The sequence below is a fragment of the Methanolobus vulcani genome (genome assembly GCF_900100715.1).
Classification (GTDB): Archaea; Halobacteriota; Methanosarcinia; order Methanosarcinales; family Methanosarcinaceae; genus Methanolobus; species Methanolobus vulcani.
The window spans coordinates 50,651-62,933 of sequence record NZ_FNCA01000003.1 but is presented as its reverse complement, the minus strand read 5'-3'; the positions used below and the strand labels follow the sequence as shown (position 1 = coordinate 62,933).

Annotated in this window: 11 protein-coding genes; 8 read left to right on the top strand and 3 right to left on the bottom strand. The window is 42.0% G+C overall.

All coding sequences use genetic code 11. The annotated features are described in order from the left end of the window. Positions 1–717 precede the first annotated feature (717 nt). The 8 genes from BLP52_RS05215 (at position 718) to BLP52_RS05180 (ending at position 8,172) form a co-directional block, all read left to right on the top strand. Positions 718–963: an AbrB/MazE/SpoVT family DNA-binding domain-containing protein gene (locus tag BLP52_RS05215; protein ID WP_091709338.1), complete on the top strand. Its 246-nt coding sequence runs from the start codon at positions 718–720 to the stop codon at positions 961–963. 23 nt (positions 964–986) lie between these two features. Beyond that, the gene (locus BLP52_RS05210; protein ID WP_091709336.1) at positions 987–1,325 is read left to right on the top strand and encodes a type II toxin-antitoxin system PemK/MazF family toxin; all 339 of its coding nucleotides are present in this window, start codon (positions 987–989) and stop codon (positions 1,323–1,325) included. Between the two features lie 237 nt (positions 1,326–1,562). Next, complete coding sequence (locus BLP52_RS05205) at positions 1,563–2,030, top strand: CBS domain-containing protein (protein WP_091709334.1); 468 nt, start codon at positions 1,563–1,565, stop codon at positions 2,028–2,030. A 100-nt stretch (positions 2,031–2,130) separates the two neighbouring features. After that, the gene (gene argJ / locus BLP52_RS05200; RefSeq protein WP_091709332.1) at positions 2,131–3,315 is read left to right on the top strand and encodes a bifunctional ornithine acetyltransferase/N-acetylglutamate synthase; all 1,185 of its coding nucleotides are present in this window, start codon (positions 2,131–2,133) and stop codon (positions 3,313–3,315) included. A gap of 65 nt (positions 3,316–3,380) precedes the next feature. After that, on the top strand, positions 3,381–4,322 hold the full coding sequence (gene argC / locus BLP52_RS05195; protein WP_091709330.1) for an N-acetyl-gamma-glutamyl-phosphate reductase: 942 nt from the start codon (positions 3,381–3,383) through the stop codon (positions 4,320–4,322). Positions 4,323–4,439: 117 nt separating this feature from the next. Further along, positions 4,440–5,927: an ADP-specific phosphofructokinase gene (gene pfkC / locus BLP52_RS05190; protein WP_091709329.1), complete on the top strand. Its 1,488-nt coding sequence runs from the start codon at positions 4,440–4,442 to the stop codon at positions 5,925–5,927. Positions 5,928–5,930: 3 nt separating this feature from the next. Further along, positions 5,931–7,334, top strand: coding sequence for an ADP-dependent glucokinase/phosphofructokinase (locus tag BLP52_RS05185; RefSeq protein WP_091709327.1), 1,404 nt, complete (start codon positions 5,931–5,933; stop codon positions 7,332–7,334). Continuing rightward, complete coding sequence (locus tag BLP52_RS05180) at positions 7,318–8,172, top strand: DNA-3-methyladenine glycosylase family protein (protein ID WP_338011370.1); 855 nt, start codon at positions 7,318–7,320, stop codon at positions 8,170–8,172. Before BLP52_RS05185 ends, BLP52_RS05180 begins: the two co-directional genes overlap by 17 nt. Positions 8,173–8,218: 46 nt before the next feature. Here BLP52_RS05180 and cca read toward each other — a convergent pair whose 3' ends face one another. The 3 genes from cca to BLP52_RS05165 form a co-directional block, all read right to left on the bottom strand. Then, entirely contained in the window at positions 8,219–9,565 is a 1,347-nt protein-coding gene (cca, locus tag BLP52_RS05175; protein WP_091709324.1) for a CCA tRNA nucleotidyltransferase, read from the bottom strand. A 107-nt stretch (positions 9,566–9,672) separates the two neighbouring features. After that, positions 9,673–10,797, bottom strand: a complete 1,125-nt coding sequence (gene proB, locus BLP52_RS05170; protein ID WP_091709322.1) for a glutamate 5-kinase — start codon at positions 10,795–10,797, stop codon at positions 9,673–9,675. Between the two features lie 31 nt (positions 10,798–10,828). Next, positions 10,829–12,184, bottom strand: coding sequence for a glutamate-5-semialdehyde dehydrogenase (locus BLP52_RS05165; RefSeq protein ID WP_091709320.1), 1,356 nt, complete (start codon positions 12,182–12,184; stop codon positions 10,829–10,831). Between the last annotated feature and the right edge of the window lie 99 nt (positions 12,185–12,283).

Genomic DNA, 12,283 nt, shown 5'->3' with positions numbered 1-12,283 from the left:
AAACTGCTAGAAGTAGATGACCACACATTTCTTTAATTGTTGAGATATAAGTGCCCCTTGTTATTTATTTCCTCTACTGGGTGGTTTATTACCCAATATTCAGGAAAAGTAATTAATGTTTGCACCACTTTATCTCTTTTAGTTGATATTAATATGGTAGATATTCGTATCAACAGTGACAACAAAAATAAATACAGGATGGCACAAACATAGAATTGCGAGATGATTAATAAGTAGGAAAATAATAAGTATGCAGCTCTGTAAAAGCTACATACAATGGATTACAGGCATTCACAGTGCCTGCTGTAAAGATAGCTTAAAACAAGCCAATTTCACATGTTACCATTGTAACAATTAATTAATATAGGTTGCGATGATCGCACTTGTTTTAAGTTCTCAGCATATTAAAATGAGGCATAGCCATGGATATCGAATTTGCGTTAATAATCGCATTAAAAGTTATTCAGATTGCTGATTATGGTAGCCGTATCATTGCACGATATCATAAGAAGAAATAAGCAAAAGAACTTAACATACAAACCAAAGAGGATTCTATCCTCTTAGGTACCAATCATTCCTTTTTTGTGCAATCTTCCTTTATTATGAGATTTATGGTGCTTAAGTATTTATAGCAAAAAAACAAATTATATCTTACGTGTCTTACAGATATTACATGTAAGGACGTGTGGTACAAAAACTTTCAGGAGGAAAATATACATGTCTGTAATAGACATTCGCACTGCAACAATAACAAGCAAGGGACAAATTGTAATCCCATCTGCCATGCGAAAAGGGCTTTTTGAAGTCGGAAATAAAGTTGCAGTCATAGCCAAAAAAGATCGTATTGAAATTCGTCCACTAGATGATATTGAGACACGGATGGATACAGCGATAGCATCAGAAAAAGCCCTTTCTAAACTTTGGGATACTCCCGAAGAAGATGAAGCATGGAACTATCTATGAACAACAAAATATGAGGAAAAAAAGTGAGTCACTGGAAAAAAGGATCGATAGTAGTAATTCCATTTCCGTTTACGGATTTGACGAACACTAAGAAACGTCCTGCACTCGTAATTGCTGATTTAGAAGGAGAAGATGTAATACTAAGTCAAATAACAACTTCTTCTAATCGACAAGACGAATATGCTGTAACATTAAGTGAAACAGATTTAGATGAAGGCTCTTTAAGAGTAGAAAGCCTTATTCGGACAAATAAAATATTTACAGCTGCAGAAGATTTAATTGAATATAAAGTAGCAAAAATTAATGCAGCTAAAATGGAAGAGGTCCAAAATAAGTTAATAGATCTATTTACAAAGAGATAATATTCATCTCCTTTCTATTTTTATAATTGTCTTTTATTTTCTGAAAATTTTAATTGCCTTCCTTTATTATGGGAAATCTGAAAACACATATCCATTTCCTAATCTGCACCAAAGCGCAACCATTATACCCCTGCAACCACTTTTTCACCTTATATTCAAAAAAGCATGGACTATGTGGAATTCTGCCCTCACTTGAGGTGCAAATCCTGAAATATCATAGTAAAGTAAGGTATAATCATGGACGTAAAAGATGTAATGAACACTGACGTTGTAACCTGTTCCTCTGAAACACCTATCAGGGAGGTAGCACAACTCCTGAAGCAAAATAAGGTAAGTGGTCTTCCAGTGGTAGATGACGGTAAAGTAGTTGGAATCGTTTCAGAGGGGGACATTCTCAAACTGCTTGAGGTTCCGGAACATGGTGGTCTCTGGCTGCCAAGTCCTTTTGAGGTTATCGAAGTACCTATCCGCGAGCTTCTCAACTGGGAAGAGACCAAGGACATGCTTGAGGACTTTGGTTCAAAACCAATTAAGGAAATAATGACCAAGAGTGTTTACGCAGTAGGTCCTGATACATCTATCGAGGATGCTTCCACAATTCTTAGCAAACATAAGATAAATCGTCTCCCTGTAGTGAACGAGGACGGCACGCTTGTTGGAATTGTAACACGCGGTGACATCATCAGCGGTCTCGGGCAATTGTAAGTCCGGCCAAATCTTAAATTAAGTCTGAAAATCACTCTTAAAACTAAATTCTGGCAATCACAATCACAAAATCATATTCAAATTAAGTAGAAGGCATATTATGAAATTCATTGAAGGCGGTATCTGTGCTGTAAAAGGCGTGCGTGCCGGTGGAATCAAACCCGGAAAGATGGGACTGGCAATCATCCAGGCAGAAGGAAATGCTGCCGGAGTTTACACAAGGAACAAGGTCATAGCAGCTCCTCTGGTAGTAACAAGGGAGCATATCTCAAAGACCGGCCGACTCTCAGGTGTAATTGTGAACAGCGGCAATGCCAATGCTTTCACAGGTGTTCAGGGTCTTGCGGATGCAAGAATCATGGCATCCGCTCTCGCATCAAAGATGAGTGTCAACGAGGAGTTTATTGGTGTGGCTTCTACAGGTGTTGTAGGCCGAAAACTTGACACCGGCTGGATTACTGCCCACATCGACGAAGTTCTAAAATCACTGGGCGAGGACGGCGACGCTAGCATGAAAGCAGCACGTTCAATCATGACAACCGACACAGTCCCAAAGGAAATCGCGATTGAAATGGACTGTGGCATCCGCATAGCAGGAATTGCCAAAGGTGCTGGAATGATCGAGCCAAACATGGGTACAATGCTCGCTTTCGTTTATACCGATGCGGAAGTTCACCCTGATGTATTACAGTCATGCCTGACAGTTGCCGTTGACAAGAGTTTCAACATGATAGTAGTAGACGGTGACACAAGCACCAACGATATGGTTCTTGTAACAGCTACAGGTCAATCCGGCATCACTCCTGAAGTTTCTGACATTCAGGCAGGTCTTGATTATGTTCTCACAGAGCTTGCAAAGATGATAGCAGTTGACGGCGAAGGTGCTACCAAACTCATTGAATCCAAAGTAACAGGTGCAGCAACAGAAGAGGATGCCCGTCTTGTAACCAAAGCAATTGTCCGTTCCCCACTTGTAAAAACCGCAATATTCGGTCAGGATCCAAACTGGGGACGTATCGTAGTAGCAGCAGGCTACTCCGGTGCCAATATGGATCCTGAAAAGATCTCTCTTTCATTCTCAGCAGGAACCGAGGTTGTGGAGCTTGTAAAGAACGGTGAGGTCGTCAGAAACGATGAGGAAACCCTTTCACAGTTAAAAGCCATCATGGAAGAAGATGAAATTTACATCATCACCGACCTTGGCATGGGTGATAAGAGTGCAACAGCATGGGGTTGTGACCTGACTTACGATTATGTCAGGATTAATGCTGAATACACAACCTGATAATTCGACCTGATTACTAATCTAATTATTAATTTAACTGACAATTATTGATTTCGAGGAAGATAATGTACAAGATATATGTGGACGGTCAACACGGAACGACTGGATTACTGGTAAATGAGCGTCTGGCAAAGCATCCGGAAGTAGAGATACTTGAGATTCCATACGATGAGCGTCACAACAGGGAACTGAGAACAAAGCTACTCAACGAGGCAGACCTTGTATTCCTGTGCCTGCCGGATGAAGCTGTCGCAGACACTGTCAATCTGGTCACAAATCCTGACACAAGGATAATTGATGCATCCACAGCCAACCGTACAAACGATTCATGGGCTTACGGACTACCGGAACTCTCTGCTAAACACAGGGAGAATGTAGCCGGAGCAATCAGGGTTTCCAATCCTGGTTGTCATGCATCAGCGGCCATAGTTGCACTTTATCCTCTTATAGAAGAAGGAATCATCTCAAAGGACACAGCAGTTCCATTGTTTTCAATCACTGGATATACAGGTGGTGGAAAGCAGATGATACAGACATACGAAACCACAGAAGAGAGAGCTTACAAAGCTCCAAGGCAGTATGCTCTTGGCCTGACACACAAGCACGTTCCAGAGATAAAGGTACGTGCCGGTCTGAGCGTAAATCCGATCCTCATGCCAGTTGTTTCTAATTTCCCAAGGGGACTTGCAGTTACATTACCTCTTTCAGTGAAGGACCTGGAAAAACCTGTAACAAAGCAGGATCTGTATGAGATCTACCAGAAGTATTTCGGTGATTCAATATTCGTCCGGGTCCACAAAGTTGATGAGGCTGATGACCTTGTGGACAATGCTTTCGATGTTCAGGGAAGCAACGACACGAATTATTCTGACATTTACATCTACGGCAACGATGAGCAGATCCAGGTAATCTCACGTCTGGACAACCTTGGAAAAGGTGCATCAGGTGCTGCTATACAGAACATGAACATCATGCTTGGCATGGATGAAACGACCGGTCTCATTTGAGATTGGTTTTGTTATTTTCTTTTTTGACTTTTTAATTCTTTAATTTTTTTATATTTCCTCTCCATCCATCGTTTATAAATACTCTATAAACATAATTAATATCAATTGGGTGAAGTAATGGAGATCGAGGAATGGGAGAAACGTTATTCTGAAGCTGTTTCCAATGTAAAGGGAGAGCTTGGGAACGTACAGGGTGTGTTTGTGGCTTATAACAGCAATGTTGATGCCATGAAACATGTTCGCAAAGATGACATTAAAAAGCTCACAAATATCATTGGTTATGAGCATGTGAGGGAAAGAATAATCGCTTATCCCCGTGAGATCAATGAACCGGCTGATTTTCTTGCAAGACTTATAATCGCTATGCGTGATGGGAAAGCCGCCGAGGTTCCAACTTATACATCTGACCTTCATGAGTGGCTCATGGACAACATGGTCTTTGACTCTGCACGCATGGGAGGTCAGGCAGGAATAATCTCAAACTTACTTGCAAACCTTGGCGTGAAGAACGTAATAACATATGTTCCCTGGCTTTCAAAAGATCAGGCGGACTATTTTGTAGATTCTCCCAACCTGAAACATCCTGTAATAGAGAACGGCAAGCTATATCTCAAACACCCAAAGGAAGCATACGATCCTAATCAAAAACCCAAGATCAACTGGATACTTGAATTCTCTAAAGGCATGCGTTTCCGCTGTTCTGGTGAGGAGTTCGTAGTTCCAAGGGACAACCGACTTATTGTTTCATCAAGACCAAAATGGCTTCGTATTGATATGAGTCCTGAAATGTACGAGCAACTTTCAGATATCAGGGAAGACATTGACGGTGCCATACTTTCAGGTTACCAGATGATCAAGGAAGAATATGATGACGGCACCACATACAAGGATTATGTTCAGCGTGCTGTCAAAGTCATAGAACGCCTGAAAGGATGCAATCCCCAGATGCGCCTTCATGTGGAATTCACATCCATACAGAATAAGGTTATTCGCAAAGCATTGCTCGCTGAGATTGTAAAAAAGCATGTAACCTCTCTTGGTCTTGACACCGTGGAAGTTGCAAACGCTCTCAATGTCCTTGGTTATGAGGAACTTGCATATTCTGTTATCAATAAAGGAGAGAACAGCATTGTTTCACTTTACGAAGGCGCTGTAATGCTGCTCAGGGAACTGGAACTCCAGAGAGTACATATTCATTCACTAGGATTCTACATTTGTGTGGTCTCAAAGGACCATCCTCTTGATGCAGATGCACATCGTCAGGCGTTACTTTTCGCATCGGCCGTGGCAGCAACACAAGCTGCAACCGGTAACATCACAGGTATCGATGACATAGATATAGGTCTTGGAGTGCCGGTTTATGATGAGGGTTACAGGGATCTGATAGAACTTGAAAAACACCTTGTCAGGAACAACATATGCTCAGCCGAAGATTTCGAAGATGGTTGCATAAGTGCTCTGGATCATAATCTCATAATCATTCCTTCCAAGGTCGTAAAGGACCCCGTTGCAACAGTAGGAATTGGTGATGCCATCTCAGCAGGTGCGTTCATCGCTTTACTGGCAAAAATGCCAAAAATAAACATATGCAGAATAACGGAGTAATCGATGAATATTCTTTGTGCCTATAATGCCAATATAGATTCAATTTACCATATAGATGGCAGTGAATTATCCCACATGATAAGAGAATTGGACGCAGATGATTCCGTATTTTCAGATAAGCTTCAAAAAAAGCTCACTTCATCCCCAGGTTCGATTTCTTCAAAGACTGATTTTCTAGCAGGGCTTATCACCTGTATGCGTAAAGGAACAGGTGCAGAGTGGATGATTAAAGATTCACATGTTTTCCAATGGATAAAGAACACGTTCATCGATGGCTCTTTTATGAGAATGGGCGGCAACATGGGAATAATGTCAAACGTCCTTTCAGAACTTGGAGCTTCCAGAGTTGTGCCTAATGTAGCAAGTTTATCAAAGTTACAACTATCATTTTTTTCCAATAAAGCCATTTATCATCCATTTGAAGGGAAGCTTTACAAAAGCGCTGAATTGGAAAATTTTCTTCCCGCAAATAACAATCAACCAGAGCTAATACATTTTGTTTTTGATTTTAGAAAAGGTGATGTGGTCTCTTTTTCAGGGCAGGAATTTGAAGTTCCAAGGGAGAACAGGTTCATAGCAACCTATGATCCGTTGAATTTTGAGCTTCATATGGATGAGGAATTCAGGAACTATTCAATGGACCATGTATCGGAAATGAATGGGGCTATAATTTCCGGTTATCATATGCTTCATGAGAATGAGGTTGACTCTTTACCAGCTGGCTCTGAAAAAGCTTCTTCAGGGTACAAGGAAAAACTGAATTCATCTTTAGATCAACTTCAAAGCTGGAAAGATATCCGTAAGGATTTGCACATCCATGTTGAATTCGGTCATTTTTCATCAAACGATATTGCATTATATGCATTCTCTAAACTTTCGCCAATCGTTGATCGTATAGGAATGAACGAGGATGAACTTGCCATGCTTGCAGGATTAAATGGCATTGACTCGAAATCTATTCTTGAAATGGATTCTGTAGCAATTGCAGATGCTGCAATTTCTCTATGCAATGGTTCTGGACTTTGCAGGATGCTTGTTCATACAAGAGAATTTGTTGTTTCAGTTTCGTGCATGAAAAATGATGACCCTGAAATTATAATCGAAGCGATGAACTTCGGAGCCGGATGCGCTGCAGCTTTTGCATGTTCCGGTAAACTTGCTGACAGGAATTCATTACTTGAAATTGCATCTGAGATTCCTGAAAGTGAATTTGGTAAAAATGAATGTTCGAAATTGGCACAGCACATTGGGGATAAACTGAAGTGCAGCACCGTGTGCGGAATGCATGATTCATACCAGGTGACCATTGTGCCGACACGTATCTGTGATGAACCGGTTTCAACCGTGGGACTTGGGGACACTATATCAGCCGCCATTTTTTTAAGGGAGCTTGAACTCAGTTCCTGACATGTACACTCTTTTCTCTGAGAATTTCAATCTTGACTACACTCTTGATTGCGGGCAGGTCTTCCGCTGGGACCTTATTGATGGTTGGTGGACCGGGGTTGTGAATGGTCATATTGCGAGGTTGCAGCAGGACAAAAACAGCCGTGAAGTTCTTGTAGACTGCTCCCTGCCAAAAAGTTTCTTTGAGAATTACTTCCGTTTTGACGATGACCTTGATTCCATTCTTCAGGAAGTGAATAAGGATGAATTCATGGACGAAGCCATTAACAAGTATATGGGTCTGCGTCTTATCAGGCAGGACCCCTGGGAGTGTTTAATATCCTATATGCTTGCAACGGCGTGGAGCATTCCTAATATTAAGCGTGCAATTTCCATGATGTGTAAGAATTACGGAAAAGAGATCGAAGATGGTTACTACAGTTTTCCTGAACCTCATGCACTTGTTCATGCATGTGATGATGATCTGAGGGCCTGCAAACTAGGCTTCAGAGGTGGCCGTGTCATTAAGGCTGCAAAGCATGTAGAGGATGGTAATCTAATTCTTGATGATATTTTTAAAGTTGACTACGAGGAAGCCAAACAGAGGCTGATGTTCCTTGAGGGCATCGGTGAGAAAGTTGCGGATTGTATCCTCCTTTTTGCATTTGAGAAGATGGAAGCATTTCCTGTAGATACTCATGTTGAAAAAGTTGTGAAAACAATTTACGGTCACCATGAATATTTCAATGGGAATGCAACCAAAAGTAAAATTGGCAACTGGGGACGAATGTATTTTGGACGCTACTGCGGCTATGCGCAGCAGTATTTCTTCTATCAGAAAAGACTTGAAGGACTCTGATTTAAATCCCCCTGGAATTTGCTAATACAAAGTGTCGGGTGTAGGCCTATTTACCCTGCTCCCATTTTCTCATGAAAACCCTGAAACCAGGATCTTTTATCTCAAGGATGGCATTATTTTCAAGAACTGTAAAGCTTTCCAATACGGCTTTCCCAAGGTGTTTTCCAAGGGAACAGGTTTGCATTCTTTTCTGAAGCAGTTCTTTTGCAGTTGTGAACTTACGTTTTATATCAGCTACATAGAACCCGTTTTCAATGTACATGGAAAACAGCTCATCAGAGTTGCTGTATTTAGTCTTGAATCCTTTTGCATGTTCCGTTACCCATACCGGCGGTCCTCTGTGCTTTTTCACAGCCGGGAGTTCAGATGCTATCAGCTCGACAACAACTATGGACTGTTCATTCGCCCAGTATCCTGAGTTGAGAACCTGGAACTCGTAATCTTCCAGAAGTGCATGGACTGAGTGTTCCATCTTATCAAGTTGCGGATAGAGTATGTCATCCACAAGTTCAGGAGTTTCAAAAACAATTGCTATAAATGAGCTTCCTCTGGATTGCATCATGTTTCTTATCTCATAATCTGACATTGGTTCCTTTGCTTTTGGGAAAAAGAATTCTTCTGAAGGATTATCAGAATAAGCCCTGCAAGCATCGATAAACTGCGCAAAACGGTTCAGGGAAAGTGCTGCTGCTACATTTCTTTTAGGATCAGTGGGATCAATGACAACCAGAGGATCTTCGTGCCTGAGAGTACCGTGTTCCAGCATATCTATTACAAGTCCTGGTTTCCAGGTGCAGGCATTGCGTATCAGGTTGCGGAATGAGCCATAGTGTACTATGAGCAGTTCAGTAAGGTAGCCAGAAAAACCCTGTGTCCGAAGTTCTGAACCATAAGTGCCGGTGCCTTTCATGAACTGTTTCATCATGAGTACATCGTCCTCTCTTCCGGGGATGCTCATTTTGATGAATTCGTTGTGGAATGGCGTCCTGTCAACAGCAGATTTAATCTCTGATGCGGATTCAACGGCAAAACAGGGTACGAGATCAACATCGAAGCCTTTGTAATGCATGTTAAGGTAAGGATGCTCAGCATAGCGTTCTTCAACATTGGTTCCATTTCTTGCAACTTCTCTTGCGATCAGGAGGCCGTTCTCTTCCAGTTCTTCACGGCTCACACTTTCCGGGAATGAGATAAAGACATCAAGGTCGTGTGTGCCTGATATCCATGTGTCTCTGGCCGCAGAACCTACAAGCTTTGGGATGATGCCCTCTATTCCTTTTATTCTTGCAATGGTACTGACTCTTGCAAGTAATTCTGAAGCAACTTCCTGCAACTTCTCTTTTTCAGCAGGACTGGGTTTTATTTTTTCAAGTACCTGTTCTTCGAGTGTCATTTTTGATCTTGTGATTTGAATCCTTATAAGCGGGACTAGTTATAATAAAGTAATGAAGATATCATTAAAAAAGTTAGCAAGAACTTTCGTAGCTGTTAAAAGGTATCCTAGCAAATACCGATGTTCTCTTTCTTCATTACATGGTTATAGTTCTTATAACCAAGAATGTCAACTATCAGGTCTGTATGCTGCCCTTTGACTTGTTCCAGTTCATCGGATGTGTAGTCAGTTATGCCTTTTGCAAAGACTTTGCCTTCACAGATTATCTCTACTATCTCTCCTCTGTCAAACTCACCATTGACTTTAGTAACTCCTGAAGGTAGCAGGCTCATGCTGTTAAGTATGGCTTCTCTTGCACCTGTATCTACTTCAATGGAACCACATGATTTTGAAAGCAGTATCCAGCGTATCCTGTTCTTGTGAACTTCCTGGTTGGCAAGGAAAAGCGTTCCGATATCTTCCCCGGAAAGTACTTTTGTGACTACATTCTCAGTAGCGCTGTTAGTGATGATCATATAGCAGCCTGACATGTAACATATCTTGGCGGCTTCTATTTTGGTTCTCATGCCGCCCACACCTTTCATGCTTGTGGGACTGCCTCCGTAACTTTCGATCTCGGGAGTTATTTCTTCCACAAGGCTCAGAAGTGTGGCATCATGATTGCGTTTTGGGTTCTTGTCATAAAGGCCGTCAATGTCTGAAAGGATTATGAGCAGGTCAGCTTCCATCTTGCTGGCAAGCATTGCGGAAAGTTTATCGTTGTCGCCGAATGTTGCTTCTATCTCGTTAACGGATGTGCTGTCGTTCTCGTTGATAATCGGTATGACTCCATAACTAAGCAGGGTGGAAATACTGTTCCTGAGGTTGAGATAGGTGAGTCTGTTTGAGAATGATTCGTATGTCAGGAGTATCTGAGCTACCTTCAGGTTGTGTTTTGCAAAAGAATTGCACCACTCCTGCATGAGCACACTCTGGCCAACAGCAGCACATGCCTGTCTGACCGGTATCTCTTTGGGGCGACTGTCAAAATCAAGAATGTCAATACCGATCCCGATGGCTCCTGAACTTACAAGGATGACTTTTTTTCCTATTTCATGGAGTTCGGCAACCTGTGCAGCCATGTTCTCCATGAAATCCCTGTTAAGTTTGCCGTCTTCGGTATTGATGGATGATGTTCCTATCTTTACAACGATCCTGTTCACATCTTTGAAGAGCTCTTTCCTGTTATGCAAAAGTGATGCCCCTGCGTGTTGTTAACCTTTCTTATTTTCTGGAAACTGCATCACCGACTTTCTTATTGAGCGTGCGGTGTGTGTATTTCTTTGCTTCAGGACCGACATAGTCTGCAACTTTGTCTCCATTGCCTACGAGTATGTACTTGTAGATGAGGAGCCCTTCCATTCCTACTGGGCCACGTGCATGGATCTTGTTTGTGCTTATTCCGACTTCTGCTCCTTTTCCATAACGGAAACCATCTGCGAATCTGGTTGATGCATTAAGCATTACACTGGATGAGTCCACAAGTTCTGTGAATTTCTTCTTCTTGAGGTCATTCTCTGTGATTATGCCGTCAGTGTGATGTGAACCGTAGTTGTTGATGTGCTCGATGGCTTCATCCATTGATTCTACTATCTTGATGGAGAGTGTGAGGTCGTTGTACTCTGTTCTCCAGTCATCTTCAATGGCTCTTGCTATGCTTTTAAGGAAGTCGATCTGTCCGAGTAGCTCAAAGGATGCTTCGTCACAGCGCATCTGGACACCTGCTTCATCATACATTCTTGCCATCTTTGGCAGGAATTTGTCAGCTATGTTCTCGTTGACAAGCAATGTCTCCATTGCGTTACATACAGCAGGATACTGTACTTTTGAGTCAAAACAGACATCATATGCTTTTGATAGGTCTGCTTCATCGTCAACATAAACATGGCAGATACCGTCTGCGTGTCCGAGGACCGGGATCTTGGTGTTGTCCTGCATGTATTTGACAAATGCATTGGAGCCTCTTGGAATGAGCAGGTCGATGTATGCATCCATGCTCAGGATGTCGTTGACCTCTTCCCTTGTTTCCATGAGCTGGAATGCACCGGATGGCATTCCTTTTGTGGATTCCGCAGCTTCATTTAATAAGTCAAAGATTACACGATTTGAATTTAGTGCCTCGCTTCCGCCTTTGAATATGGTTGCGTTGCCGCTTTTAAGACATAAGGACATGACTTGTGGCACTACATCAGGACGTGCTTCAAATATTACTCCGATAAGTCCGATCGGACAGCTTACCTGATAGAGTTCTAGTCCCTGATCAAGTTCAAGAGCATCAATGGTTTTGCCCACAGGGTCTTCGAGCTTGATTACGTCACGGATGCCATCTATCATTCCGCTGATCTTGCTGTCGTTGACCTTGAGCCTGTCTACAAGAGCCTGGGAAAGTTCGCCTTTCCTTTTGAGCTTCTCTGCTGCTTCAATGTCTTTCTTGTTTGCTTCGAGTATCTTATCGCGATTATCATCAAGTGCCTGTGCCATTGCTTCAAGGGCTGCATTCTTTGTGTCTGTGCTGACACTTGCAAGAATGATGGACGCCTTCTTTGCCTCAATGACCTTTTCTTCAATTTCAAGAACCATGAATAAACCACCCTGGGTTTTTTAAAACAGTGATGTCAGATTATATACTATAGAGGTATTGCACATAGTTCTTTGGTTTTATATTTGTCGATTATGCTT

What these genes read in the sequence shown, in the direction of transcription:
- BLP52_RS05215 (WP_091709338.1), top strand. Translation starts at nt 718, where the DNA reads ATGTCTGTAATAGACATTCGCACTGCAACAATAACAAGCAAGGGACAA.
- BLP52_RS05205 (WP_091709334.1), top strand. Translation starts at nt 1,563, where the DNA reads ATGGACGTAAAAGATGTAATGAACACTGACGTTGTAACCTGTTCCTCT.
- argJ (WP_091709332.1), top strand. Translation starts at nt 2,131, where the DNA reads ATGAAATTCATTGAAGGCGGTATCTGTGCTGTAAAAGGCGTGCGTGCC.
- argC (WP_091709330.1), top strand. Translation starts at nt 3,381, where the DNA reads ATGTACAAGATATATGTGGACGGTCAACACGGAACGACTGGATTACTG.
- pfkC (WP_091709329.1), top strand. Translation starts at nt 4,440, where the DNA reads ATGGAGATCGAGGAATGGGAGAAACGTTATTCTGAAGCTGTTTCCAAT.
- BLP52_RS05185 (WP_091709327.1), top strand. Translation starts at nt 5,931, where the DNA reads ATGAATATTCTTTGTGCCTATAATGCCAATATAGATTCAATTTACCAT.
- cca (WP_091709324.1), bottom strand. Translation starts at nt 9,565, where the DNA reads ATGACACTCGAAGAACAGGTACTTGAAAAAATAAAACCCAGTCCTGCT.
- BLP52_RS05165 (WP_091709320.1), bottom strand. Translation starts at nt 12,184, where the DNA reads ATGGTTCTTGAAATTGAAGAAAAGGTCATTGAGGCAAAGAAGGCGTCC.